The organism is Hydrogenophaga sp., from assembly GCF_018780075.1.
Classification (GTDB): Bacteria; Pseudomonadota; Gammaproteobacteria; order Burkholderiales; family Burkholderiaceae_C; genus Hydrogenophaga.
Window position 1 is genome coordinate 55,903 of record NZ_JADMKB010000009.1, and the last position, 23,792, is coordinate 79,694.

General features: G+C 66.2%; 25 protein-coding genes. 14 read left to right on the forward strand and 11 right to left on the reverse strand.

Going from position 1 to position 23,792, the window contains the following annotated elements:
- Positions 1-80 precede the first annotated feature (80 nt).
- Both IV088_RS03045 and IV088_RS03050 read left to right on the forward strand, forming a co-directional pair.
- Positions 81-506 carry a nuclear transport factor 2 family protein gene (locus IV088_RS03045; RefSeq protein ID WP_291097559.1) on the forward strand — a complete coding sequence of 142 codons (426 nt, stop codon included), beginning with the start codon at positions 81-83 and terminating at the stop codon, positions 504-506.
- Positions 507-700: 194 nt separating this feature from the next.
- Entirely contained in the window at positions 701-1,699 is a 999-nt protein-coding gene (locus tag IV088_RS03050; protein ID WP_291097560.1) for a DctP family TRAP transporter solute-binding subunit, read from the forward strand.
- 82 nt (positions 1,700-1,781) lie between these two features.
- On the opposite strand, the gene ribA is transcribed toward IV088_RS03050, so the two are convergent.
- The 6 genes from ribA to glmS form a co-directional block, all read right to left on the reverse strand.
- On the reverse strand, positions 1,782-2,591 hold the full coding sequence (ribA, locus tag IV088_RS03055; protein WP_291097562.1) for a GTP cyclohydrolase II: 810 nt from the start codon (positions 2,589-2,591) through the stop codon (positions 1,782-1,784).
- The gene (locus tag IV088_RS03060) at positions 2,588-4,132 is read right to left on the reverse strand and encodes an MFS transporter (protein WP_291097564.1); all 1,545 of its coding nucleotides are present in this window, start codon (positions 4,130-4,132) and stop codon (positions 2,588-2,590) included. Before IV088_RS03060 ends, ribA begins: the two co-directional genes overlap by 4 nt.
- Before the next feature lie 10 nt (positions 4,133-4,142).
- A complete protein-coding gene (locus tag IV088_RS03065; RefSeq protein WP_291097566.1) occupies positions 4,143-5,417 on the reverse strand; it encodes an oxidoreductase in 1,275 nt (424 codons plus the stop codon).
- Between the two features lie 279 nt (positions 5,418-5,696).
- Positions 5,697-6,218, reverse strand: a complete 522-nt coding sequence (locus IV088_RS03070) for a hypothetical protein (protein ID WP_291097568.1) — start codon at positions 6,216-6,218, stop codon at positions 5,697-5,699.
- Entirely contained in the window at positions 6,215-6,358 is a 144-nt protein-coding gene (locus tag IV088_RS03075) for a hypothetical protein (protein ID WP_291097570.1), read from the reverse strand. The genes IV088_RS03070 and IV088_RS03075 overlap by 4 nt, the downstream gene beginning before the upstream one ends.
- Before the next feature lie 557 nt (positions 6,359-6,915).
- Positions 6,916-8,772, reverse strand: a complete 1,857-nt coding sequence (gene glmS, locus IV088_RS03080; protein WP_291097572.1) for a glutamine--fructose-6-phosphate transaminase (isomerizing) — start codon at positions 8,770-8,772, stop codon at positions 6,916-6,918.
- A 136-nt stretch (positions 8,773-8,908) separates the two neighbouring features.
- Between glmS and IV088_RS03085 the strand changes: the two genes are divergently transcribed.
- Complete coding sequence (locus tag IV088_RS03085; protein WP_291097574.1) at positions 8,909-9,403, forward strand: Lrp/AsnC family transcriptional regulator; 495 nt, start codon at positions 8,909-8,911, stop codon at positions 9,401-9,403.
- A gap of 83 nt (positions 9,404-9,486) precedes the next feature.
- Complete coding sequence (locus IV088_RS03090; RefSeq protein WP_291097576.1) at positions 9,487-10,191, forward strand: DUF2726 domain-containing protein; 705 nt, start codon at positions 9,487-9,489, stop codon at positions 10,189-10,191.
- 20 nt (positions 10,192-10,211) lie between these two features.
- Here the strand turns inward: IV088_RS03090 and glmU are convergent, their stop codons facing one another.
- The gene (gene glmU / locus IV088_RS03095) at positions 10,212-11,621 is read right to left on the reverse strand and encodes a bifunctional UDP-N-acetylglucosamine diphosphorylase/glucosamine-1-phosphate N-acetyltransferase GlmU (RefSeq protein WP_291097578.1); all 1,410 of its coding nucleotides are present in this window, start codon (positions 11,619-11,621) and stop codon (positions 10,212-10,214) included.
- Between glmU and IV088_RS03100 the strand changes: the two genes are divergently transcribed.
- The 6 genes from IV088_RS03100 (at position 11,620) to IV088_RS03125 (ending at position 16,439) form a co-directional block, all read left to right on the forward strand.
- A complete protein-coding gene (locus IV088_RS03100) occupies positions 11,620-12,540 on the forward strand; it encodes a DUF6279 family lipoprotein (RefSeq protein ID WP_291097580.1) in 921 nt (306 codons plus the stop codon). The genes glmU and IV088_RS03100 overlap by 2 nt on opposite strands.
- A 244-nt stretch (positions 12,541-12,784) precedes the next feature.
- Positions 12,785-13,528 (forward strand): GntR family transcriptional regulator, encoded by a 744-nt coding sequence (locus IV088_RS03105; protein ID WP_291097582.1) that lies wholly within the window; start codon positions 12,785-12,787, stop codon positions 13,526-13,528.
- Positions 13,525-14,319 (forward strand): transporter substrate-binding domain-containing protein, encoded by a 795-nt coding sequence (locus IV088_RS03110; RefSeq protein ID WP_291097584.1) that lies wholly within the window; start codon positions 13,525-13,527, stop codon positions 14,317-14,319. The genes IV088_RS03105 and IV088_RS03110 overlap by 4 nt, the downstream gene beginning before the upstream one ends.
- Before the next feature lie 27 nt (positions 14,320-14,346).
- On the forward strand, positions 14,347-15,024 hold the full coding sequence (locus tag IV088_RS03115; RefSeq protein ID WP_291097586.1) for an amino acid ABC transporter permease: 678 nt from the start codon (positions 14,347-14,349) through the stop codon (positions 15,022-15,024).
- A complete protein-coding gene (locus IV088_RS03120) occupies positions 15,017-15,667 on the forward strand; it encodes an amino acid ABC transporter permease (RefSeq protein WP_291097588.1) in 651 nt (216 codons plus the stop codon). Before IV088_RS03115 ends, IV088_RS03120 begins: the two co-directional genes overlap by 8 nt.
- A gap of 19 nt (positions 15,668-15,686) precedes the next feature.
- The gene (locus IV088_RS03125) at positions 15,687-16,439 is read left to right on the forward strand and encodes an amino acid ABC transporter ATP-binding protein (RefSeq protein WP_291097759.1); all 753 of its coding nucleotides are present in this window, start codon (positions 15,687-15,689) and stop codon (positions 16,437-16,439) included.
- A gap of 222 nt (positions 16,440-16,661) precedes the next feature.
- Here the strand turns inward: IV088_RS03125 and IV088_RS03130 are convergent, their stop codons facing one another.
- A complete protein-coding gene (locus tag IV088_RS03130; protein WP_291097590.1) occupies positions 16,662-17,933 on the reverse strand; it encodes an anion transporter in 1,272 nt (423 codons plus the stop codon).
- 96 nt (positions 17,934-18,029) lie between these two features.
- Here IV088_RS03130 and IV088_RS03135 point away from each other — a divergent pair, with 96 nt between their 5' ends.
- Entirely contained in the window at positions 18,030-18,488 is a 459-nt protein-coding gene (locus IV088_RS03135; RefSeq protein WP_291097592.1) for a PKD domain-containing protein, read from the forward strand.
- 109 nt (positions 18,489-18,597) lie between these two features.
- Here the strand turns inward: IV088_RS03135 and IV088_RS03140 are convergent, their stop codons facing one another.
- Both IV088_RS03140 and IV088_RS03145 read right to left on the reverse strand, forming a co-directional pair.
- A complete protein-coding gene (locus IV088_RS03140) occupies positions 18,598-19,587 on the reverse strand; it encodes an MBL fold metallo-hydrolase (RefSeq protein ID WP_291097594.1) in 990 nt (329 codons plus the stop codon).
- Positions 19,588-19,697: 110 nt separating this feature from the next.
- Positions 19,698-20,297, reverse strand: a complete 600-nt coding sequence (locus IV088_RS03145; protein ID WP_291097596.1) for a TetR/AcrR family transcriptional regulator — start codon at positions 20,295-20,297, stop codon at positions 19,698-19,700.
- A 178-nt stretch (positions 20,298-20,475) separates the two neighbouring features.
- On the opposite strand from IV088_RS03145, the gene IV088_RS03150 reads away from it, so the two are divergent.
- Complete coding sequence (locus IV088_RS03150; RefSeq protein ID WP_291097598.1) at positions 20,476-20,856, forward strand: TfoX/Sxy family protein; 381 nt, start codon at positions 20,476-20,478, stop codon at positions 20,854-20,856.
- Positions 20,857-20,981: 125 nt separating this feature from the next.
- On the opposite strand, the gene IV088_RS03155 is transcribed toward IV088_RS03150, so the two are convergent.
- Entirely contained in the window at positions 20,982-21,461 is a 480-nt protein-coding gene (locus IV088_RS03155) for a DUF2917 domain-containing protein (RefSeq protein ID WP_291097600.1), read from the reverse strand.
- A 128-nt stretch (positions 21,462-21,589) separates the two neighbouring features.
- On the opposite strand from IV088_RS03155, the gene IV088_RS03160 reads away from it, so the two are divergent.
- Positions 21,590-22,600 carry a LysR substrate-binding domain-containing protein gene (locus IV088_RS03160; RefSeq protein ID WP_291097602.1) on the forward strand — a complete coding sequence of 337 codons (1,011 nt, stop codon included), beginning with the start codon at positions 21,590-21,592 and terminating at the stop codon, positions 22,598-22,600.
- Positions 22,601-22,810: 210 nt separating this feature from the next.
- Entirely contained in the window at positions 22,811-23,728 is a 918-nt protein-coding gene (locus IV088_RS03165; protein WP_291097604.1) for a DMT family transporter, read from the forward strand.
- Positions 23,729-23,792: the final 64 nt, after the last annotated feature.

Genomic DNA, 23,792 nt, shown 5'->3' on the forward strand with positions numbered 1-23,792 from the left:
GCATCGGCAACCCGATGGGGCACTTGGGACTTCGTTCGCCCGTGAGCTCCATTCCTTTAGACAGGCAACACGGAAATCAGATGACCGATCCAATTCACTCCTCCAGCCAGGAAGCACGCAACCGTCAACTCGTTATTGACTTCTATCGCCATGTTTTCGACGCGCGCAATCCCGCGGCTGTCAAGGACTTTGTGGCGGAGGACTACCGTCAACACGCATCCCATGTCGCCAGTGGGCGCGCGGGTCTGGAAGCGTTCGTTGCAGAAACGTTTCGTGGTTTGCCACCGCTTTCGGTGAAGCCTGATCTGATGATCCCTCCGGCGTTCATCGTCGCAGAAGGCGATATGGTGGTCATTGCAGGGGAATTCCCCCAACCTGAACCGGAGGATCCAACGCGCACCTATCCGTTCTTCGTTTTCGATGCCTATCGCGTGCGCGACGGAAAACTGGTCGAGCATTGGAGCGGCATCAACAAGATTGCGCCGCCAAAGCCACCTCGGCCATAAAGGTCGCCGCTACGCGCCGATCGTTGCCACGCCTATCGCGTCGGTGTAGTTGAAGGCTGGGGCTCGCTCGCCATGTTGCCCGAGCGCCGGTTCTACGGCTGACCCCATCTTGGCCGCGGTGGTGCTCCGGGCACGCCACCCCTGCGGTTGACCTGCTTGCCGCATCCCTTCCCAAGCTCTCTGGAGACAAACCCATGAAGCGCTCATTCATCAAAACCCTGGTGGCCACCGCGGCCCTCACCGCTTTCGGCCTGGCCCAGGCGCAGACCCGAACCATCAAGTTCGCCAACCAGAACGTCAAGGGCCATCCCATCGTGATGGGCATGGAGAAGTTCGCGGAGATCGTCGAGGCCAAGTCCGCCGGCAAGCTCAAGGTCAACGTGTTTCCCGGCGGCGCGCTGGGCAGCGACCAGTCCAACCTGTTGTCGCTGCAGGATGGCACCCTGGAGATGGCCTCGATGAACTCCAGTACCTTCGCCAGCATCGTGAAGGACTTCGCGATCTATGACCTCCCCCTCCTCTTCGGCAGTGCCAAGGAAGCCCAAGCCGTGGTCGATGGCCCCTTCGGCAAGAGCCTGCATGCCAAGCTGGAAGACAAGGGCCTGGTCGGCCTGGGCTACTACGAGCTGGGCTTTCGCGTGCTGACCAACAGCAAGCGCCCGATCATGAAGGTGGAAGACATCGCCGGCCTCAAGCTGCACGTCATTCCCAACCCGATCAATGTCGACTGGGTCGGTGCACTGGGCGCCAACCCCACGCCCCTGCCTTACCCCGAGGTGTATGCGGCGCTGGAGCAAAAGGCCATCGACGGCCAGGACAACCCGATTGCAACCATCAACAGCACCAAGCTGTTCAAGGTGCAGAAGTATCTGACACTGACCAACCACCAGTACAACCCGCAGTCGGTGGTGATCGGCAAGAAGTTCTGGGAATCGCTCTCGGCCGACCTTAAGAAGATTGTCCAGGACGCGGTCACCGAGTCGTCCAGGTATCAGCGTGAGCAATCACGCGTCCAGCTGGACAGCGGCCTCTACAACCTCAAGGAGGATGGCATGCAGGTTACCGAACTGCCTCCCGCCGAGGTGGTCAAGCTGCGAGAGAAGATGTGGCTGGTGATCGCCAAGCACACCGGCAACCTGGGCGGCGCCACGGTCAAGACCATGATGGCCGAGCTGGACAAGCTGCGCAAATAAGCCGCCATGAACATCCTCGTCTTCGACGGCTCAATCTGAATCTGCTGGGCACGCGTGAGCCGGCCCAGTACGGGTCAAACGATTAAAGGATCGGCGTGAGGAAGTGCCCCATGCGCTGGTGCTTGGTCTGCAGGTAGCGGCGGTTGTGCGACTGCGCCGGCACTTCGTGTGCGCTGCGCTCCAGCACGTCGATGCCGGCCGATTCCAAGGCCGCCGCCTTGCGCGGGTTGTTGCTCATCAGCCGCACCGAGCGAAAGCCCAGCTGCTGGAGGATGGCCACGGCGACGCCGTAGTCGCGCGAATCGACCGGATGGCCGAGTGCGCGGTTGGCGTCCACCGTGTCCAGGCCCCGGTCCTGCAGTTGGTAGGCGGCCAGCTTCTGCGCCAGGCCGATGCCGCGGCCTTCATGGCCACGCAGGTAGATCAACAGGCCCCGGCCTTCCTTGGCGATGCGCTCCAGCGCGAGCGAGAGCTGCGGGCCGCAGTCGCAGCGCAACGAACCGAACAGGTCGCCAGTGGCGCATTCGGAATGCATGCGCAGCAGCACACCGCCCAGCGTGCCGGCTGCGGCCGGCTGGTCAAGCCCGAGGCTGAGCACCATGTGTTCGAGGGCCTCGCCCTCGCACTGGTAGACCTGTGCGAGGAACTCGCCATGAACCGTTGGCAGGGGGGCTTGGCCGGTACAGCGGATGTTTGGAATCGACGATGCCGAGACAGCCTGGCTCATTGGAAAGTGGGGTTTATCGCCGCACTCGGCGACCTGGCCAGCACGCAGCGGGGTGCCGGCGTGGGCCACCGCGTGGTTGGGGTCGAGCCCTTGCTTGGCAGCATCCAAAAGGTGCACGCCCCAGGTATCGGCTTCGCGCTGCTCGACGCCCCACCCTTCGATCACGAAAGTTCATCCCTGTTCTGAGCCACGCGCACCCACGGCTTCGGGTATTTCGGAAGCAGAGCGGCGAGGATGACAGCGATCACGCTGCTTCCGGTGAGGATCAGGAGGGGAACGGCGTAGCTGCCAGACGCTGCCGTGATCACACTGACGAAGAACGGGGACAGCGCCAGAATCGGCGACGTGATCGCAAGGGTCAAACCTTGCAATGCAGCGAAGGATTTCAGTCCGAAGTACCTCGCGATCAATGCCGGGCCGAGGGTCGATTCTGCGCCGCTCGCGAAACCGAGGAATGCCATGGAGACATAAAGAAGCACCACAGAGCCGGTATTGACGAGTGCCAGCGCCAGACCGACCGGCACCGTCGCGAGGAGCACAGCCACCACCCAGGGATGGCTTGCGCGATCAAGGACTGTCCCGGCGGCGAGCAATCCGATGACCGATGTACTGAAGAGAACGGACAGCGCGAGGGACACCGTTGCTGGATCGATGCCGTTCTGAGCGTAGAAGTCCACCGCAGTCATGCGCATCGCAATCGGTCCCGCGGCGGACAATATGAGGAAGAGGGTAATCAAGATCCATGCGCGCGTCGGTACTGCCTTCTTGAACGGCACACCGGGCAGATTGACATCCACGGTCTTCGGCATGGCCGCACCCGCTGCCGCCTTTGGCTCGGATATGAGCCAGAGCACAGCCGGGATGCCGATGGCGGCGATCGCAATTGCAATCAAATAGTAGGTGCCGTCCCAGCCGAATCCCGCAAAGACACCCGGGTTGACGGCGGACGCCGCCCCGTGCAACGCAGCAAGATGGCCATCCAGTGCCGGCACAGCCCCGTCCAGTGGTGGAGGTGCACTTGAGGGCGCGCCGCCGTTGGGGCCCGGCATCATCGGGAGCACCGCAGCATTGCCGTTCACCAGCCACTGGAACAGCGGAGAGAAAACAGCGCTGAAGAGGCTGGACGCGACTCCGATAAGGCCAAATCCGATCCCGCGGTGCTCGGGAAACCACTCAGAGATGACTTTGAACGCTATCCCCAGGCTTGCACTGAATCCAAAGATCGACGCGAGAACGAGGAGTGTTCCCAACAGCCAGGTCGTGCCCGCAACCAAGGGGATGATCCCCGTGACGATCGCGTACAGGACAATCGCGGGAAGCGCAACGCGCCGAGCACCCAGTTGATCTGCCCATCGTCCGGCGAAAGGCAGGACGAGCGGGCCGATGATCAGCGGCAGGGTGACGAAGAGAAGCATCGCTACCGGCATCGGCGCGCCTGTCTTCATCGCGAATGCTGGCACCACAAACGGGATCAATGCTGAGAGGCCGGCGGGGCCCATGGCCACGAGGAGGAGGCTACCGATGAGTGCAGCCTTGGCTTGGCCTGACGCGCTCATGAAGTCGGCGACGTACTGTTTCAAGCTGGTCTTCGGCGGAGTGCCGTCGACCGTCTGTCTCGTCCCGCTTCGGGGTTCGGGGTCCCTGCCACCGACGGAGGCCGCACTGGAACCGGCGTCGAAGTCTGCCGACTTGCTGAGTTGGTTCATGTCGTTTTCCCTAGGTTGGAGACGCAGAGGTCGTGTCGCCAATGCGCGCACCCCCGGGCTGCGGAACCTGTGATCGGTCCGCACTCGGCGCAGGGGCGCTGAGTGCAGCGATCATCGGGAAAGGATCCAGACCGAACATGTCTCGTCCGCTGATTTCGGCTGTCGGGTCGATGCGGAATGCACCATGCGTCGCCAGCACATGGATATCGCGTACGGCGCGCTGGAGCGGATTGCTGAGGACAACAGCGGATGAGCCCAGTGCGAGCATCAAGCCATCGACCGCGCGGAGGCACTCGTGGATTTGGTGGACCAGGTCCGTCGTGATCTCGGGCTCATCCCATGGGAAGAACTCCTCCTGCGCGAGTGCACGTCGGTCGATCTCGTCGGCGTGACGCCAGAGGACCGCATTGGCGCCGTTGATGACCGCGCGCGCCTTGCCGGCGACGACCTGGATCGACGCCATCTCCGACATCGTCTTGTAGGGGAGGTTGAACGGAGGCCGCTTCTTCGCCTGTTCGAGAAACGATTCGAGGGCCCCTTGTGCGATACCAACCGCCAGTGCAGCGAAGCTGCACGTGGTGGCGACCATGCCGCCTATCGGGCCGTGCTTGAACGCCAGGCCCGAGTACTTTCCCTGCAGCGCGTCCGTGATTCGCGGCAAGTCGTTGGTGTGGACGACGCGGTAGTCGGGCACGAAGACTTCTTGCTCCGCCCTGACGCTGTTCGAGTTCGTCGCCTGCAGACCCATGACATGCCAGTCGTCGACGATCGAATACTGGTCGCGCGCCAGCACCCCCATCGCCCGCCTGCGTGCTCCACTTGCCGGGTCATCGTATTCAAATCCGACCGCGCCCCAGGCTGCGTGTTTGCAACCGCTGCCAAAAGACCATTTCCCCTTCACCATGTAGCCGCCATCGACCTTGCGACCGTCTCCGACCTTCGGGGCAAAGACGGTGGCGCCGAACATGATCGGCCCGACCCAATCGTTGATGCCGGCGAAAACCTCGTCGCGGGCCCTCGGGTCAAAACCCAGCATGTTCCTGGCGGCGCTCGAGACGATCACGAGCCAGCCGGCCGAAGCATCGCCCTGACCGAGCGCTTTGACGATCTCCGCAGAGTCGCGTGCGCCCAGGGCAGACCCTCCAAGCTCGATCGGGATCGTGATCTTGAAGGCACCGACACGGTGGACGGCCTCCAGCGTGGCTGGCGCAAGGGCCCCGAGTTGCTCGCCTTCGGCCGCGTTCTTGCGCAACAGCGGCAGCATCTCAAGGATTTCATCACGCATCCGACGCCCCACCTCGCTGAGGTACGGCGACTCGGAAAACTTCGGCTGGCGGGCCGAAAGCCCTCTCAACGGTGGCATGCCCGAAGGGGGGCCTCCTACAGGCGGTTTAAATTCCAAGGTCATCAGTTGTCTCTACTTTTTTGTGGTTGAGCGTCAGGCTGGATCTGGGAACGAGGTCCTGGCGGTATGCCGAAGCGGGCATCGGCGACGGCTCGTCCGTGAACCCAGTCGACGACAGGCCCCGCAAGGCGGCCAGGACGAGCGCTCCCTACGGCAGTTTCAATTTCCCATCGGGTTCTGGCCGGGCACCACTTTGCGGAAGGTGCTCCAGTGCTCGGCGATCTTGCCGTTGTGGACCCGAAAGACAGTGAGGATGTTCCACTCGTAGGTTGCGCCAGGCACAACTGGATCGGGTGCCAGTTCGCGCATCATGAGGCAGCCGACCTCGCCGTCGAGAATGACGCTCACCACGGGCGGCGGCGTCGAGCCGCCGATGGGCACAAGCCCAAATTGCTCGATGAGTTTGTCTCGGCCGTGGCCAAATGCGTTCGGGTCGTGCTGGATGTAGTCCTCGGCGATGTACTTCGTCATCACCTCAGCGACCCGCTCTTTCACCACATTGTCACGAACGATCCGCGACAGGTCGGCTTCGAACTCGATGAGCAGCCGTTTCATCGCGGTGCGCTCTGGTGAAGGGTCCGCCGCAACAGCGGCCTTGAACTCGTCGTTGTCAAGCCAGTTCTTGTAGATGGCGGGATCGCTGATCTCAGCGACGCCGTTGACGATGGTGAATCCGCTCATGGTTGGGCTCCTTCATTCTGGGGATCTGCGCGGCGCCGGAGCGTCGCAACTGCATATTGCGTCGGCGCACCGGCTCGCTTGCCTTGGCGCACCGCGCTGGAACCGGCGTCGAAGTCTGCCGGCTTGCTGAGTTGGTTCATGTCGTTTTCATTGAGTTGGAGACGCCGAGGTAGTGTCGCCAACGCAGCAGGAAAACAAAGTCTCAGAGGGTTACGACACTTTCGCTACCGCCCCTTAAACCTCGAACGAAACAAGGGGGCCGGAACCCGTGACCTCACCTCGTGGAGGGCTACTGCCCGCTGGCGACCTACCTGGGCGTGGACGGTTTCTGCCTGGAGCTGGCCCTGCGCCCAGGTGTGCAGAACCCGTCCAAGGAATCGGACTTCAACCTGGAGCACGTGATCCCGATGGCGCAACGCCTGAGCGCGGTCGGACCGACGGCGCCCTTCCTGGCGCGGCTGAACTCGGACTTCGACTCAGCCGCGCTGATGCGCAGCATCGAAGCCCGCAACCGGACTGGTCTGATTGGGTCGGAGCAGTGCAGGTACCCAGACGCGATTGGTTCGAATGAAGGTACTGTCCGCATTCAGGCTCCTGAGAGGGAAAGCTCACCTTCATCCAAAGCATCACTCCCGCTCTCTCGCAGGCCTACTCACTTTCACTTTTAGCGTCGCACATGGATGTCAGCTGAACAGGGTCACTCCACCGTGACCGACTTCGCCAGGTTTCGCGGCTTGTCCACGTCGGTCCCCTTGGCCAGCGCCGTGTGGTACGCCAGCAGCTGCAGCGGCACCACGTGCAGGATGGGTGAGAGCGCACCGTAATGCTCCGGCATGCGGATGACGTGAATGCCCTCGCCGCTCGCGATGCGGGTGTCGGCGTCGGCCAGCACGTAGAGCACGCCACCGCGCGCGCGCACCTCCTGCATGTTGCTCTTGAGCTTTTCCAGCAGCGCGTCGTTGGGCGCCACGGTCACCACCGGCATGGCGCTGGTCACGAGCGCCAGCGGGCCGTGCTTGAGCTCGCCTGCGGGGTAGGCCTCGGCGTGGATGTAGCTGATTTCTTTCAGCTTCAGGGCGCCTTCGAGCGCAATGGGGTAATGCAGACCGCGCCCGAGGAACAGCGCGTTGTCCATGCGCGCGAAGTCTTCGGCCCAGCTGATGACCTGCGGCTCCAGCGCCAGCACGGCCTGCAGCGCCACGGGCAGGTGGCGCATGGCTTTCAGGTGCTGCGCTTCCTGCTCGTCGCTGAGGCGCCCGCGCGACTGGGCCAGCGCCAGCGTCAGCAGGAACAGGCCGGCGAGCTGGGTGCTGAAGGCCTTGGTCGAGGCCACGCCGATCTCGACGCCCGCGCGGGTGATGTAGGCCAGCTGGCATTCGCGCACCATGGCGCTGGTGGACACGTTGCAGATCGTCAGCGTGTGCTTCATGCCCAGGCCCTGCGCGTGGCGCAGTGCGGCCAGGGTGTCGGCGGTTTCGCCGCTTTGCGTGATGGTGACGACCAGGGTGCGGGGGTTGGGCACGCTGGTGCGGTAACGGTACTCGCTGGCCACTTCCACCTGCGTCGGGATCTGCGCGATCTCTTCCAGCCAGTATTTGGCGGCACAGCCGCTGTAGTAGCTGGTGCCGCAGGCCAGGATCAGCACGTTGTCGATGGCCTTGAACACGCCGTGGGCCCCGTCGCCGAAGAGCTCGGGCGTGATGCCACCGACGCCTTCGAGCGTGTCGGCAATGGCACGCGGCTGCTCGAAGATTTCTTTCTGCATGTAGTGCCGGTAAGGGCCGAGTTCGGCCGCACCGCTGTGCGCGTGCACGGTCTTGACCGGGCGCTGGCCCGCTTCAAACACCCGCCCCCGCGCGTCGGCCACCCAGTAGCGGCCCAGCTGCAGGTCCACCAGGTCGCCCTCTTCGAGGTAGACGATCTGGTCGGTCACGCCGGCCAGTGCCATCGCGTCGCTCGCCAGGAAGTGCTCCTGGCCGCCTTCGCCCACGCCCAGCACCAGCGGCGAGCCTGCACGCGCGCCGACCACACGGTGCGGCTCGTCCTTGTGGAACACGGCGAGCGCGTAGGCGCCGTGCAGCTGCGCCACCGCGGCCTGCAAGGCCGCGAACACATCGCCTTCGTACAGCGAATCGATCAGGTGGGCGATGACCTCGGTGTCGGTCTGGCTCTCGAACACATAGCCCCTGGCCTGCAACGCGGCGCGCAGCTCGTCGTGGTTTTCAATGATGCCGTTGTGCACCAGCGCCACCCGACCGGCCGCGCCGGCCGGCGCCGACGGGCCGTGGCTGAAGTGGGGGTGGGCGTTGTGCACGAGGGGCGCGCCATGGGTGGCCCAGCGGGTGTGGGCGATGCCCGTGCCGCTGGCCAGGTGGTTGGTCTGCACCTCTTTCGCCAGTTCGGCCACGCGGGCGGTGCTGCGGGCCCGTTTCAGGCCACCCGAATGCACCGCCACGCCACAGGAGTCGTAACCCCGGTACTCCAGGCGCTGCAAACCCTGAACCAGCACGGGCACGATGTCGCGCCCCGAAACCCCTGCCACGATGCCACACATGCCATGCTCCAAAAATCAAAGTGAAATGCATGCTACCCAGCATCGTCAGAAATTTTCAATCTTGTTTTAATGATCTACGGAAGATAATTCCCCATCCACCGAACCGTGAAATTTTCAAGATATTAATTGACGATTTATGGAATCTATTGAACTGGATGAAGCCGATCTGCGCTTGCTGAGCCTGCTGCAGGACGATGCGTCCCTGAGCAACCAGCGCCTGGCGGAGCTGGCCCACGTCTCGCCACCCACCAGCCTGCGGCGCATCAAGCGCCTGCATGCGCTGGGGCTGATCGAGCGCCAGGTGGCCCTGCTGCAGCCCGACCGCCTGGCGGCCCTGACGGGCCACGGCCTCACCGCCCTGGTCGAGATCACGCTGGAGCGCCAGGGCGCAGAGCAGGTGCAGGCCTTCGAAGACCGCGCGGTCGCCGACCCGGCGGTGCAGCAGTGTTACCGGGTCAGTCCGGGGCCGGACTTCGTGCTGGTGGTGCACAGCCGCGACATGCCCGATCACCTGACGCTGGCGCAACGCCTGTTCACCAGCGACGCCAACGTGCGCAACGTCAAGGCCTTCTTCAGCCTGCGCCGGGCCAAGTTCGACCCGAGGTTGCCGCTGCCACCCCACATCAGGTAGTAACAAAGGGTTATCAGCATCCCACTCGCGTAACGGCCGCCTAAAATTCCGCCACAAAAATGGCTTAGCTGGCCGGAGGTTCCATGTTTCCATTGTGGGTTGCGTTTGTGGTTGCCATCGCCTTGGTGGCACTGGGCGTCTGGGTGTATCGCCGCTATTTCCGCGCCGCGTCCGGACGCGAAGACCGCTACACCCCCGAGCGGATCCTCACGCCCGAGCAGGTAATGATGCTGGACTACCTGCGGGAGACGTTTCCCGATCAGGTGGTCCTGCCCAACATGCCGCTGCGAACCATGTTGTCGATCCGCCGCGCCAGCGACCGCAAGCGCGCGACCGAGCGCCTGTTCACCCAGAAGGTGGATTTCGTGGTGTGTGACGCCGATGGGCGCCCGGTGTTTGCCTTCGACGTCGAGCAATACCACCTGAGCAACGCCAAGGCCAAGGCCCACCAGCTGAAGATCAAGAACCGCATCCTCAAAACCGCTGGCGTGCGCTTCCTGTTCCTGAAGAACAGCATCCACCGCATGCCATCACCCAACGACTTCCGCCGCCAGCTGGACCTGGCCGCCCTGCCACGGCCCAAGCCTCAGGAGGTGGAGGTCCAGGACAGCGTGCGCCAGCGTCTGGAATCCAAGATGTCGGACTACGACACCCTGGTCTACCCCGTCACCGGTTTCCGGGAGTCCGAGGTCATGGGACTCAGCGGTCTGATGGGCCTGGGCGAGGCCAAGGCCGACCGCAAGAACGATCTCGACCGCAAGATGGAATCCCTCCGCCAGCGCGCCTGAGCGCCGGCCGGGTCAGCCGCTCAGGGCTTTTTCTTCGCGGGGCGCTGCCAGTTCGGCAGCACCACCTGCTTGCCGCGCGCCACGCTCAGGGCGCCCGGCGGTGTGCTCTTGGTGATGGTCGAACCACCACCCACCGTGCCACCCGCGCCGATCGTGACCGGCGCCACCAGCACGCAGTTGCTGCCCACGTGCACGTCGGCCTCGATCACCGTGCGGTGTTTGTTGGCCCCGTCGTAGTTGGCGGTGATGCTGCCCGCGCCGTAGTTCACCCGCTCGCCCACCGTGGCGTCGCCCAGGTAGGCCAGGTGGTTGGCCTTGGCGCCGTCGGCCAGGGTGCTGTTCTTCACTTCCACGAAGTTGCCGATGTGCACCTCGCGCCCCAGCTGCGCGCCCGGGCGCAGCCGCGCGAACGGGCCGATCAGCGCACCCGCCCCCACGCTCACGCCCAGCTTCTCGCCGTCGATGTGGGTGAAAGGGTGGATCACGGCGCCGTCGTGAATGTGGGCGTTGGCGATGACGCAGTTCGCGCCGATGCGCACCCCCGCGCCGAGGGTCACCTGGCCCTCGAACACGCAGTTCACGTCGATGTCCACGTCGGTCCCGCAGCTGAGCGTGCCGCGCACGTCCAGCCGCGCCGGATCGGCCAGGCGCACGCCCTGCGCCATCAGCGCTTCCGCCAAGCGGCGCTGGAACGCCCGTTCCAGCTCGGCGAGCTGCAGCGGGCTGTTGACGCCCGCCACCTGCACGGCGTCGCTGATGCGGTGCGCCTGCACGCTTTGCCCGTCGGCCACCGCGAACTTCACCACGTCGGTCAGGTAGTACTCGCCCTGGGCGTTCTGGTTGTCCAGGCGCGCGAGCCAGCCACGCAGCAGCCGGGTGGGCACGGCCATGATGCCGCTGTAGATCTCGGTGATCGCGCGCTGCGCGTCGGAAGCGTCCTTGTGTTCGATGATCGCCGCCACCGAGCCGTCGACCGCGCGCACGATGCGCCCGTACCCGGTGGGGTCGGGCATGTCCAGGGTCAGCAAGGCCAGGCGTTCGCCGCCACACAGATCGAGCAAAGCCTGCAGCGTATCGGGCCGCGTGAGCGGCACATCGCCCGACAGCACCAGGGTCACGCCGTCGTCGGCCAGCACCGGCACGGCCTGCTGCACCGCATGACCGGTGCCCATTTGGGGTTCCTGGCGCACATATTGCAACTTCAGCGCGTGGCCCGACTCCGACACCGGTGCGACCAACCCCGCCTCCACCTGCTCGGCACCGTGGCCGGTGATCACCACCACCGAACGGGCCGATACCCGGGCCGCGGTGTCGATCACATGCTGGGCCAGAGCGCGCCCGCCCAAACGGTGCAACACTTTCGGTTTGCTGCTTTTCATGCGCGTGCCCTTGCCGGCCGCCATCACCACCACATCCACAGGGAACGACATGAGCACCTTTCCTGAGGCCACACCGGGCCAACGGCCGAAACCGGTCTTCAACAAGGGCCGGATTATCGCCCGCAGCCTGCTGCTGACCGCCCTGGCGCTGGTGCTGGCGGCGTGCAGTGCGGTCCGCCTGGCCTACAACCAGGCGCCCAGCCTGGGCTACTGGTGGATCGACGGCTACGCCGACCTGAACGACGCGCAGACCACCGTGCTGCGGCGCGACATCGACGGTTTTTTCGCCTGGCACCGGAGCAGCGAGCTGCCGTCCTACATCAGCCGCCTGCAGCAATGGCAACAGCTGGCCGCCGCCGACAGCAACCCCGACATCACCTGCGGGCAGTTCACCCAGGTGCAGACCGCCTACCTGCGCATGATCGACCGCGCCCTGGAGCCGATGGCCCGGCTCGCCACCACCCTCACGCCCGCCCAGCTGCAACACATGCAGCGGCGCTACGCCAAGGGCAACAAGGAGTTTGAATCGGACTACGTGCGCGTGAGCGCTGAAGAGCGGATCGACAACCTGCTGGAGCGCGCCACCGACCGCTACGAGACGCTGTACGGCGACCTGAGCGACGCCCAGCTGAAGCTGCTGCGCGAGCGCATCCGGCAGTCCCCGTTCGACGGATCGCGCGTCAACGCCGAGCGGCTGCGGCGCCAGGCCGACCTGCTGAAGACGCTGCGCGAGCTGCAGGCCGAGCGCAACCCCGCGACGGCGGTGGCGGCCCTGCGCGGCTGGCACGACCGGGTCATGCAGTCGCCGACGCCCGGTTTCCCGGCGTACAGCGACGCGCTGGTGCGCAGCGGTTGCGAGCAGTTTGCCGCCCTGCACAACACCACCACCGCCGAGCAGCGGGCCCATGCCGTGCGCGTGCTCAAGGACTACGAAACCGACCTGCGCTCACTGACCGCCGAGCCCCACTGAAAGAAACACCCCCGCAGCGCTTCGCGCTACCCCCAAGGGGGCGGCACTGGCCGTCCGGCAAAGCCGGCCCGGCGGCGCCCTCGGCTGCACCGCATGTCTCAGCACAGGCACCAGTCTGGGCACCCCGGCCTGCTGTTCTGGTGCACCTGACCGTCAAAACCAGGCCAGGCGCACAAGTCTGGCGCACCCATCTTGCATACAAGACCTGCATGGTGCTGGCACGCTTTTCGCAAGCTGCCCTGGCATGGTCAGCTCCACCGACATCGCCCAACGCATCATCGAAGCCGTGCTCGCGCAGCGCCTGGCGCCCGGCACGCGCCTGGGAGAACAGAACCTCTCGATGCTGTTCGACTGCAGCCGCACCCTGGTGCGCGAGGCGCTGGTGCGGCTGGCCGCGCGCGGCATCGTCACCGTCAGCTCGCGCCGCGGCTGGTACGTGGTGCAGCCCTCGCACGAAGAAGCGCGCGAAGCCTTTGAAGCCCGGCGCGTCATCGAGACTGGGCTGATCCGCCGCACCGGCCCCCTGGACAAGGCCACCCTCAAGCGGCTCAAGCAACACCTGAAACAGGAACAGGACGCGCTCAAGGGCGACGATGTCGGCCAGCGCAGCTATTTGCTGGGTGACTTCCATGTGTGCCTGGCCGAGTGCCTGGGCAACCAGTTGCTGGCCGACACGCTGCGCGACTTCACCGCGCGCACCACGCTGATCGCCATGCTCTACCAGTCCACGCACGACGCGGTGCAGTCGTGCCAGGACCACGTGGCCATCGTCGATGCACTGGTGCGCGGCGACACCGCCCTGGCCGAGCACCTGATGGAAGAACACATCGGCCAGGTGCAGGCGGCCCTGCGCCTGGCCCCGGCGGACGACCCGCTGGCCGACCTGCGCCAGGCGCTCGCCCCGGTGCGCGCCGCCCCCGCACCCTTGCCGACCGGCAAAGACACCCCTCAACCCCCCGCTGAAACCTACCTAGGAGCCCTGCTGTGATCACCAACAAACGCGCCTTCATCGCTTCCGCCATCGCGCTCGCCTCGCTGGCCACCACCGGCCTGGCCACCGCCCAGACCGCACTGGACGATGTGATGAAGTCCAAGACCATCAAGATCGCCATCCCCACCGACTTCCCGCCTTACGGTTTTGTCGGCACCGACCTGCAGCCACAGGGCCTGGACGTGGACATGGCCAAACTGATCGCCACCAAGCTCGGCGCCAAGGTCGAGCTGGTGCCCGTGACCAGCGCCAACCGCATCCCCTACCTGCAGACGCGCAAGGCCGATCTGGTGATCTCCACGCTGGGCAAGAACCCTGAGCGCCTGGCGGTGATCGACTTCACCGTCGCCTACTCGCCCTTCTTCCAGGCGGTGTTCGCCGCCAAGTCGATGCCGCTGGCTTCGTTCGCTGATCTGGCCGGCAAATCGGTGGGCGTGACACGCGGCGCCATCGAAGACCAGGAACTCACCAAGCTCGCCCCGCCCACGGCCGACATCAAGCGGTTCGAAGACAACAACGGCACCGTTTCGGCCTTCGTCTCCGGCCAGGTGCAGGTGATCGCCACGGGCGCGTCGGTCGCGGGCAACCTGATGGCGCGCAACCCGCAGCTCAACACCGAATACAAGCTGCTGCTGAAAGACAGCCCCAACTTCATCGGCGTGGCCAAGGGCGAGGACGCGCTGCGTTTGAAGGTCAACGAGATCCTGGCCGCCGGCAAGAAAGCCGGGGACCTCGACACCATGGCCAAGAAGTGGCTCGGCCGTCCTGCTGGCAATCTCCCTGAATAAGCCAACACTGCCACGCAGGGCCATCCCATGGGCATCGAACTCGACTTCCCCGCCGTGCTCGTGCAGTGGCCGCTGCTGGCCAGGGGCGTGCTCTGGACACTGGGCCTGACCGCCATCTCGGCCGTGATCGGCCTGCTCGTGGGCACGGCCTGTGCCTGGGCGCGCAGCAGCGGGCCCCTGGCACTGCGCTGGCTCGCGGGCACCTATGTGGAGCTGATCCGCAACACGCCCTTCATCGTGCAGCTGTTCTTCGTGTTCTTCGGCCTGCCGGCCGCGGGCGTGAAGCTCACGCCCGAGATCGCCTCGGTGATCGCGATGGTGATCAACCTCGGCGCCTACGCGGCCGAAATCGTGCGAGCCGGCATCGAGGCCACACCCAAAGGCCAGTTCGAAGCGGCGGCCAGCCTGGCGCTCAGCAAGGCCCAGACCTTCGTGCACGTGGTGCTGCCGCCCGCGCTGCGCAAGGTGTGGCCCGCGCTCACCAGCCAGATCATCATCGTGATGCTGGGCTCAGCGGTGTGCGGCCAGATCGCGACCGAGGAGCTGAGCTACGCGGCCAACCTGATCCAGAGCCGCAACTTCCGCGCGTTCGAGGCCTTCATCATCGCCACCGGCATCTACCTGCTGCTGTCGATGGGCGTGCGCGCCCTGCTCAACTGGGCCGGCCCGCGCTTCATCTTTGGACGGGGAGGTGCCCGTGGTTGATTTCTCCCTCTGGGACATCCTTCGCAACCTGCTGCTGGCCGCACGCTGGACGGTGGCGCTCTCGCTGGTCGCCTTCATCGGCGGCGGGCTCGTGGGCATGGCGCTGCTGGTGGCGCGCACGGCGCGCTGGCCCGGCGCCGAGCGCTTCGTGGCCGGCTACGTGCAGCTCTTCCAGGGCACGCCGCTGCTGATGCAGCTGTTCCTCGCCTACTTCGGGCTGGCGCTGTTCGGCGTGGAGACCTCGGCCTGGGTCTCGGCCGCGCTGGCGCTCACGCTCTACACCAGCGCGTTCCTGTGCGAGATCTGGCGGGGCTGCGTGGCGGCCGTGCCCAAGGGCCAGTGGGAAGCGGCGCAGAGTCTGGCTCTGAGCTTCGCCGAGCAATTGCGTCATGTGGTGCTGCCGCAGGCCACGCGCATCGCCATCGCCCCCACCGTGGGCTTCCTGGTACAGGTGATCAAGGGCACGGCGCTGGCCTCGGTGATCGGCTTCGTCGAGCTCACCAAGGCCGGCACCATGATCACCAACGCCACCTTCCAGCCCTTCCTGGTGTACAGCTGCGTGGCCCTGATGTATTTCGCGCTGTGCTTCCCTGTGAGCCTCACCGCCCGTTCCCTCGAAAGGAAGATGAATGTCAACCGCTGACGCCCTGGCCACCCCTGCGATGGCCACCCCCAACCCCCACGGTCCCATCGTCGACATCCAGCAGCTGCGCAAATCCTTCGGCAGCAACGAGGTGCTCAAAGGCATCGACCTGCAGGTGAAACGCGGCGAGGTGATCGCCATCATCGGCAAGAGCGGCTCGGGCAAGAGCACGCTGCTGCGCTGCATCAACGGGCTGGAGGTGTTCCAGTCGGGCGCGCTCAGCGTCGACGGCCAGCCCCTGCTGCACGGCAACGCCACCGCCATGCGCGAGCTGCGCCAGCACGTGGGCATGATCTTCCAGGGCTTCAACCTGTTCCCGCACCTGAGCGTGGGCAGAAACGTGATGCTCGCCCCCAGCCTCGTGAAGAAGACCGACAAGGCCAGCGGCGAACAACGCGCGCGCCAGCTGCTGGCCCGCGTGGGCCTGGCCGAGAAGTTCGACGCCTGGCCCGACCAGCTCTCGGGCGGTCAGCAACAGCGCGTGGCGATTGCCCGCGCCCTGGCCATGGACCCGGCCGTGCTGCTCTGCGACGAAATCACCTCGGCGCTCGACCCCGAACTGGTGGGCGAGGTGCTGCGTGTGGTGGAGTCGCTGGCCGACGAGGGCATGACGCTGCTGATGGTCACGCACGAGATGAGCTTCGCCCGCAAGGTGAGCGACCGCGTGATCTTCATGCACCAGGGCCGCGTGCACGAGATGGGCCCGCCCGATCAGCTCTTCGGCAACCCGCAGACACCAGAGCTGCAGCAGTTCCTGTCGTCGATCCACTGAAAACCCGCCACCCCCGCGCCGCCTTCGGCGTGCCTTGCAGGCTGCGCCACCGTCGGAGCCGGTGTCACTTCGGGCTGTCCAAGTCTGCGCAAGCAGACTTGGAGCCGCGGCCCTCAGCCCCCTCCAGGGGGCGGCACTGGCGGCCCGGCAAAGCCGGTTCCGCTGTGCCCCTGGGCCCGCGCTGCTTCATTCGTTGCAGCTCGTGCGTCGGCGTTCTGGGCCTCAACTCGTCCAGCGCATGAAGCCCCACACCACCAGCAGCGACACCACGGTCACCGGCAGGCCGGTGACCAGATGCCGTTTCCAGTCCAGCACGATGCCTTCCTTGGCCGCGAGATCGGCCACGATGAGGTTGGCGATCGATCCGACCAGCAGCAGGTTGCCGGCGAAGGTGCTCACCAGCGCCAGCAACACACCGGCCTGCTGCGGGTCGGCGCCCAGGTGCGGCAGCATCAGCATCACGGCCGGCACGTTGGACACCAGGTTGGACAGCAGCACGCCCACCACCACCAGGGCTCCGGGGTCGCTCAGGTGCACGCCCTGGGTGGCCAGCCAGGCCACGGCGTGCGCGGACAGGCCGGTCTGCTCGAACGCGTGGTTCACCACGAACAGGCCGATGAAGAGCAGCAACAGGGGCCAGTCCACGGAGCCGATCACGTCGGCGGAGTGAAAGCGGCGGCTGAGCAGCAGCACGCCCGCGCCCACCAGCGCCGCCACGTCGCGCGGCCAGTCGGTGAACAGGAACACGGCCATCAGCGCCGTGGCCACCACCAGGCCCTTGGCGGTCTGCCAGCGGTCGAACGGCTCACCGTCCGTGCGCGCCGGCGTGGTCACCGACGGCGTGGATTCGGGCGCCCCGGCCCGCGCTCCCGGGCCGTAGGCCAGCCACAGCCAGAGCAGCGCGAGGCTGACGCCCACCGGCGCGAGCGCCTGGCGCGCGTGGTCGGCGAAGTGCAGTTGCAGCACCGAGCCGATCAGCATGTTCTGCGGGTTGCCGATCAGCGTCGCGGCCGAGCCGATGTTGGCCGCGCAGGCCAGCCCGATCAGGAACGGAATCGGGTTCAGGCCACGCTGCAGGCACAGCTGGGCGACCACCGGCGTCATGGCCAGACAGACGATGTCGTTGGAGAAGACGGCCGACAGGGCGCCCGCCACCGCGATCAACGCCGCCAGCAGACCGGCACGCGAGAGCGGCAGCGCGCCCACGCGGCGCGTGACCTCGGTGTAGAAGCCACCCAGCCGCATCTGCGCCGACACCACCATGAAGGCGAACAGCAGCACGATGGTGGGCAGGTCCACCGAGCGCGCGGCGTCTTCCAGCGGCAGGCCGGTGAGTGCGATCACGGCGATGGCCCCGAGCAGCGCCACCCCCGAGCGGTCCAGCTTCAGGCGCGGCAGTCCGCCGAGGAACATGCCCAGGTACACCGTGGCAAACACGGCGATCACGCCCCAGTCGGCGGGGGTCGGAACAGCGAAGGAGGCAGGATCGGTCATGAAAACTACAGATGGATACACGATTGTCGGGGCAAGCAGGCAAACCACCCTCGGTGAATCGGATTACCATCGTTGTTCAACGATCCGGGAGCCGACATGACATCCACCCACAAGAACCTCACCTTCTCGAAATTCCTGCTGGCCAGCTTCGTGGCGCTCGCGCTCACGGGCTGCCTGCCCATCCCGATCTTTGAGGTCACGCCAAGCACCGCGCGCGCGGGCACCTCGCTGAGCTTTGACGCCTCCGGGTCAGTGGTCTCCAATACGCCCGAAGACAACGTGGCCGTCGGCTGGTCGTGGAAGTTTGGCGACGGCGAAACCGCCAAAGGCGAGGTGGTGACCCACACCTACGAAAAAGCCGGCACCTACACGGTGGAACTCACCGTGACCGACAGCGCCGGGCGCGAGGCCACGGTGACCGAGCCGCTGACGGTGAAGGAAGCGCTGGTCACGAGCACGACCGACACCGACACCGACACCGGCACGGAAACAGAAACAGAAACAGAAACAGAAACACCCCCCACAGGGATCTTGATCACGGACACAGCAAAGTGACAAACACCGCCACCCCATAGGCCGGCGGCGCCAAGCTTGCTCCAGTTGCACAACAAAAAACCCGCCTCGGCGGGTTTTTTGTTGTGTGCGCTGAACGCGAAGCCGGCGCTCAGCCCTGCAGCGACTTCCACATCTCCATGTCGCGCTCGGCCGTCCAGATGCGCGGGTTCTTGATGCCCTTGGCCTCGTCGTAGGCGCGGCTCACGTCGAACGGCAGGCAGTGTTCGTAGATGAACACGTGACCGAACACCGGGTCCATGCTCTTGCGGGTGTGGGCCATGGCGGCCTTGAGGTCCATGCCGGCGGCGGCGGCTTCCTTGCCGGCCTGGAACAGGGTGGTGACCCAGCGTTTCGTGTAGTCCAGCGCCTTGTTCACGTCGGCGTTGCCCTTCATGGCTTCGCCGCGGCCGGGCACGATGTACTCGGCCTTGAGCGCGCGCAGCGCTTCGAGCGTGGCGGGCCACTCTTCGAGCTGGGCGTCGCCGGTGTAGACGCCGGCTTCGTATTCCACCAGGTCGCCGCTGAACAGCACCTTTTCTTCTTCCACCCAGGCGATGGTGTCGCCACGCGTGTGGCCATGGCCCGGGCTCCAGATCTGCACCACGACACCGCCGAGGTTGATCGACAGCTTGCCCGGCTTCTCGCCTTTGACAGCATCGCCGCCGCCGATCACCATGCTCGGCCAGGTCAGGCCCGGCACCGACTCGGCACCACGGAACAGGCGCGGGAAGCGCTCCATCTCGCTCTGCATGTCCTGCGCACCGCGCTCACGGATCAGCTCCAGCGTGCCCTGGCTGGCGATGATCTCGGTCGCGCCTTCGGCGAAATAGGCGCTGGCACCCAGCACGCGCACCGCGTGGTAGTGGGTCAGCAGCACGTACTTGATCGGCTTGTCCGACACCTTGCGGATTTGCTGGATCAGGTCGCGCGCCATGGCCGGGGTGGCGGTGGCGTCGCTGACCATGATGAAGTCGTCACCGATGATGACGCCCGAGTTCGGATCGCCTTCGGCGGTGTAGGCCCAGCAGTGCGGGCTGAGCTGCTCGAAGGTGATTTTCTTGTCGGCCAGATCGGCCTGGGAGGCGAAGGCTTTGCTCATGGGGTCTCCTGTGTGTGGGGTCGGCTGCGCAGATCGGCAAACGCGCAAATTTTAACTAAACGAAATCGATTACGGATCAGTAAACAAATAACCTTGTCCAGCGCTGGGGCTCAGGCCGCCAGTCCCTTTTCGAGCACGGCCGCCACCTCGTCGGCAAACGCCGCGTAGCTCATGGGCCCGCCGGGGCGCAGCCAGGTGAAGGTCCAGTTGATCATGCCGAACAGCATCATGGTCAGCGCGGTCTGGTTCGCGGGCGTGACGCGCTCGGGGTAGGCGCGCTTGAGAAAGCGGGTGAACGCGGCGACCACGTCACGCTGGCGGTTGAGGATGAGCTCGCGCTGGGTCTCGCCCAGGAACTTGGTGTCGGACACCAGCGCCACGTGGCGCGTGGCCGAGCTTTCGTACTCGGCCAGAAAAGCGTGCACCAGTTCGTTGAGCGCCTCGCGCTCGCTCAGGTTCTTGCGCTGGGCCCGCGCTTCGGCCTCGCCGATCAGCGCCAGCAGGCGCTGGGTGTATCGGTCGAGCAGGTCGAACAGGATCGCTTCCTTGCTCTCGTAGTAGTGGTAGAGCCGCGCCTTGCTGGTGCCGCAGGCGGTGGCGATGTGGTTCATGCTCGCCGCCGGGAAACTCTGCAGGGCAAAACACTGGGCGGCGACGTCGAGGATTTGATCGCGCTTGAGGTCGTGGGAAGCGGATTTGGGTCTGGCCATAAGTGGACATTGTCCACTTGATGTGACCCACCCCCGTCGCTTGCTCGCTGCGCGTAGCCGCTCCGCCCCTCAAGGGGCGGCACTGGCGGCCCGGCAAAGCCGGTTCCGCGGTGCCCTGGGGTGAAGTCATTTCGCGCCGACGGCTTGTTGCGCTGCGTACTGCTCACTACGATGGCGCATGGCCACCCGACCCATCACCGATCCGTTTGTCCTCCACGCCTGCGAGCTGCTGTCCTGCCTGGGGCCGTGCAAGGCGGCGCGCATGTTCGGGGGCTGGGGCATTTCGGTGGACGGCATGAACGTGGCCATCATTGCCTGGGACACCCTGTTCCTCAAGACCAACGCCGACACCGAACCCCGCTGGCTGGCCGCCGGGGCGCAGCCGTTCCGGTACGAGGCGCGTGGCAAGACCATGTCCTTGCACTACCACACGCCGCCCGACGACGCGCTGGAATCGCCCGCGCTCATGGCGCCGTGGGCGCGGCTGGCGCTGGACGCGGCGGTCGCGGCGCGCAAACCGGCGCCACGCGCCCGGAAGCCCAGGAAAAAGGTGGAATAACGCGACGAAGGGCATGGCCCCGGAGCGGGGTGCCCCACCCCAGGATGCGGTGGATCCGGCTCCGCCGGGCCACTCGCATTGCCCCCTTGAGGGGGTCGCGCGCAGCGCGGCAGGGGTGGGCCAGATCAAGAACGCAGTGATTCCAGCGGGGACAGCACGCGGCCTCGTCCGGCCACCAGGAACTCGCCGTAGCCCAGCAGCCCGAACACCATGCGCGTCAGCGCCACAGCGGCATGACCGAGCGAGGAGCGCAGCTCCCGCGCCGGGGCGGCCACTTCGCGGTCAAAACGGCTGGGTGCCACCGCCGCACTGGCGTCGCTCCAGTCGAAATGCACCGGGCCACGGTCACCGGGCACCACGACCGGCTCCATGACCAGGCTCGCGCCGGCCGGCACGATCAGCACCTCGCCCGGGCCCAGAAAACGGTCCCCGCCGTCGTCGGGGGCGCCCACCTCGGCGCCTTGCCCGAGGGTGGCCCACACACGCCCGCAATACACGCGCAGCACGGCGGGCTGCTTCGGCCGCAGGCTCATGGCGTGGCCGGGGTGCAGGCGCCAGGCACCCACGGGCAGGTGACGGACAGCAGGGGCAGTGAAGTGGGACATGGCGTTCTCCAGAAACAGCAGATTGGAGGACATCTTCTCGCGCGCAGGCCCGCCCGTCCAATGAAATGGGGGTAAGCTATTGATTCGATAAGCGCATCAATCCCGCCGCCCCCGACCGCCCGTTGACCATGCAGCTCACCTCCAGCCACCCCCGCACCCGCCCCATCTCGGCCGGCCACCTGCGCGCTTTCGAGGCGGTGGCGAGACACCTCAACTTCCGCGCCGCCGCCGAGGAACTGTCGCTCACGCAGAGCGCGGTCAGCCGGCAGATCCAGGCCCTGGAAGACGAGGTGGGCACCGCCCTCTTTCTGCGCCACACGCGCGCCGTGGAGATGACGAGCGCGGGCAACCAGCTGCTGCGCGCGGCGGGCTCGGCGCTGGAGCGGATTGATGCGGCGGTGCGCCAGATCCGCCAGAGCGCCGGGCGCAAGAGCGTGGCCATCACCACCTGGGCCTCGTTCGCCTCGATGTGGCTGATCCCGCGGCTTGAAGCCTTCCAGCGCGAGCACCCGGACATCGACATCCGCATCGACGCGTCCGACGTCGCGGTCGACCTGAGCACGGCCGACGTGGACCTGGCCCTGCGTTACGCGGTGCCGCAGGCCATGCCGGCCGGCGCGATCCGGCTGTTCGGCGAGCAGCTCACGCCGGTGGCCAGCCCCTGGCTGCTCAAAACCCACCGCATCAGCAAGCTCGACGACCTGTCCAAGGTGACCCTGATCGAGGCCGGCGACGCGCACCGCACGCGCCACCTGGAGTGGCTGACCTGGCAGCGCTGGCTTGAAAATTTCTCGACCGCGGGCGCTGCGCGCAGCGGCGCGAAAGCCAAGCTCTCGCCCCAGCGCTGGCTCTATTTCAACTACGCCCACCAGATCGTCCAGGCCGCGCTCACCGGCCAGGGTGTGGCGCTGGCGCGGCTGCCGCTGGTGGCCGAGAGCCTGGCCAGCGGCGACCTGGTGGAGCCGCTGCCACAGATGCGGCTGGACTCGCCGCTGGTCTACTGGCTGGTGGTGGCCCCGCGCAGCCTGCAGCGCCCGGAGGTGAAGGCCTTCAGCGACTGGCTGCAGCAACAGGCGGCCGCGACGCGCGAAGCGGTGGGCGATGTGCCCGATCCGGACACCGTCGATCACATGGATTGAAGGGATGGCTCCCCCCCTGCGCCGCTGCGCGGCTTCCCCCCAGGGGGACAACGCGAGTGGCCCGGCGGAGCCGGTTCCACCGCGTTCTGGGTTGAGGCACGCGCTCCGGTGAAAGGTGTGTGTCGGGCAGCGGTTCCTTCTGCGGGACCTTGGGTGGTGCCCTGCTGTCCCCCTCTTTCAGGCAGACTGCGCGGCTCTTCTTCTGATCCCATGACCTCACAAGCCCAACACGCCGCCGGCAACCTGCGCAGCATCGTCAACATGATGCTGGCGGTGATGTTCTTCTCGCTCATGGACGCGGTGCTCAAGACGCTGTCGGCGCACTACCCGCCGCTGCAGATGGCCTGCCTGCGCGGGCTGACGGCGTTACCACTGGTGCTGGCCTGGATCCAGTGGCGCCGCGGCTGGGGGCGCCTGAAGAACCTGCGCTGGCCGCTGCACATCCTGCGCGGCCTGCTGGGCATCACCATGCTCTCGCTGTTCACGCGCGGCGTGAGCGAGCTGCCGCTGTCGGCCACCTACACCATCTTCTTCATCGCGCCGCTGCTGATCACGGCGCTGTCGGTGCCGGTGCTCAAGGAGCGCGTGCCCCAGGCGCACTGGTGGGCCATCGGCGTCGGCTTCATCGGCGTGCTGGTGGCGATCCGGCCCAGTGGCGGTGACCTGCAGGCCGGTTTCGCCACCACCGGCGGCATCGCGGTGATCATCGCCGCCTTCTGCTACGCGGTGGCCGCCGTCGCGGGCCGGCTGCTCAGCCGCACCGACAGCACCGAATCGCTGATCCTGACCATGATGCTGTTCATGAGCGTGGGCGGCGGGCTGCTGGCGTGGAGCGACTGGAAACCGGTGTCGCTGGACCACACGGCGCTGCTGCTGGCGCTGGCGGTCACGGGTTTTCTCGGCCAGCTCACCATCAACGAGGCCTTTCGCAGCGGGCAGGCCAGCGCGGTGGCGCCCTTTGAATACACCGCCCTGGCCTGGGGCGTGGGGCTGGACTGGCTGATCTGGCAGACCCTGCCCGGAGCGCACACCTGGCTGGGCGCGGCCATCATCGTGGGCAGCGGCCTCTACCTCGTGCGCCGCGAACAGCGCATCAGCGAGGTGCACGCCAACGCAGAGCACCCCTGAAACGCGCCTGCACCGCAGGCCGACCTCATGCAAAATGAGGCCCGATCCCACCCCCAGTGCTGGC

Coding starts and splice junctions, on each gene's coding strand:
- IV088_RS03045 (WP_291097559.1), top strand. CDS start 81: ATGACCGATCCAATTCACTCCTCCAGCCAGGAAGCACGCAACCGTCAA.
- IV088_RS03050 (WP_291097560.1), top strand. CDS start 701: ATGAAGCGCTCATTCATCAAAACCCTGGTGGCCACCGCGGCCCTCACC.
- IV088_RS03060 (WP_291097564.1), bottom strand. CDS start 4,132: ATGAACCAACTCAGCAAGTCGGCAGACTTCGACGCCGGTTCCAGTGCG.
- IV088_RS03065 (WP_291097566.1), bottom strand. CDS start 5,417: ATGCGTGATGAAATCCTTGAGATGCTGCCGCTGTTGCGCAAGAACGCG.
- IV088_RS03070 (WP_291097568.1), bottom strand. CDS start 6,218: ATGAGCGGATTCACCATCGTCAACGGCGTCGCTGAGATCAGCGATCCC.
- IV088_RS03075 (WP_291097570.1), bottom strand. CDS start 6,358: ATGAACCAACTCAGCAAGCCGGCAGACTTCGACGCCGGTTCCAGCGCG.
- glmS (WP_291097572.1), bottom strand. CDS start 8,772: ATGTGTGGCATCGTGGCAGGGGTTTCGGGGCGCGACATCGTGCCCGTG.
- IV088_RS03085 (WP_291097574.1), top strand. CDS start 8,909: ATGGAATCTATTGAACTGGATGAAGCCGATCTGCGCTTGCTGAGCCTG.
- IV088_RS03090 (WP_291097576.1), top strand. CDS start 9,487: ATGTTTCCATTGTGGGTTGCGTTTGTGGTTGCCATCGCCTTGGTGGCA.
- IV088_RS03100 (WP_291097580.1), top strand. CDS start 11,620: ATGAGCACCTTTCCTGAGGCCACACCGGGCCAACGGCCGAAACCGGTC.
- glmU (WP_291097578.1), bottom strand. CDS start 11,621: ATGTCGTTCCCTGTGGATGTGGTGGTGATGGCGGCCGGCAAGGGCACG.
- IV088_RS03105 (WP_291097582.1), top strand. CDS start 12,785: ATGGTCAGCTCCACCGACATCGCCCAACGCATCATCGAAGCCGTGCTC.
- IV088_RS03115 (WP_291097586.1), top strand. CDS start 14,347: ATGGGCATCGAACTCGACTTCCCCGCCGTGCTCGTGCAGTGGCCGCTG.
- IV088_RS03125 (WP_291097759.1), top strand. CDS start 15,687: ATGGCCACCCCCAACCCCCACGGTCCCATCGTCGACATCCAGCAGCTG.
- IV088_RS03130 (WP_291097590.1), bottom strand. CDS start 17,933: ATGACCGATCCTGCCTCCTTCGCTGTTCCGACCCCCGCCGACTGGGGC.
- IV088_RS03135 (WP_291097592.1), top strand. CDS start 18,030: ATGACATCCACCCACAAGAACCTCACCTTCTCGAAATTCCTGCTGGCC.
- IV088_RS03140 (WP_291097594.1), bottom strand. CDS start 19,587: ATGAGCAAAGCCTTCGCCTCCCAGGCCGATCTGGCCGACAAGAAAATC.
- IV088_RS03145 (WP_291097596.1), bottom strand. CDS start 20,297: ATGGCCAGACCCAAATCCGCTTCCCACGACCTCAAGCGCGATCAAATC.
- IV088_RS03150 (WP_291097598.1), top strand. CDS start 20,476: ATGGCCACCCGACCCATCACCGATCCGTTTGTCCTCCACGCCTGCGAG.
- IV088_RS03155 (WP_291097600.1), bottom strand. CDS start 21,461: ATGTCCCACTTCACTGCCCCTGCTGTCCGTCACCTGCCCGTGGGTGCC.
- IV088_RS03160 (WP_291097602.1), top strand. CDS start 21,590: ATGCAGCTCACCTCCAGCCACCCCCGCACCCGCCCCATCTCGGCCGGC.
- IV088_RS03165 (WP_291097604.1), top strand. CDS start 22,811: ATGACCTCACAAGCCCAACACGCCGCCGGCAACCTGCGCAGCATCGTC.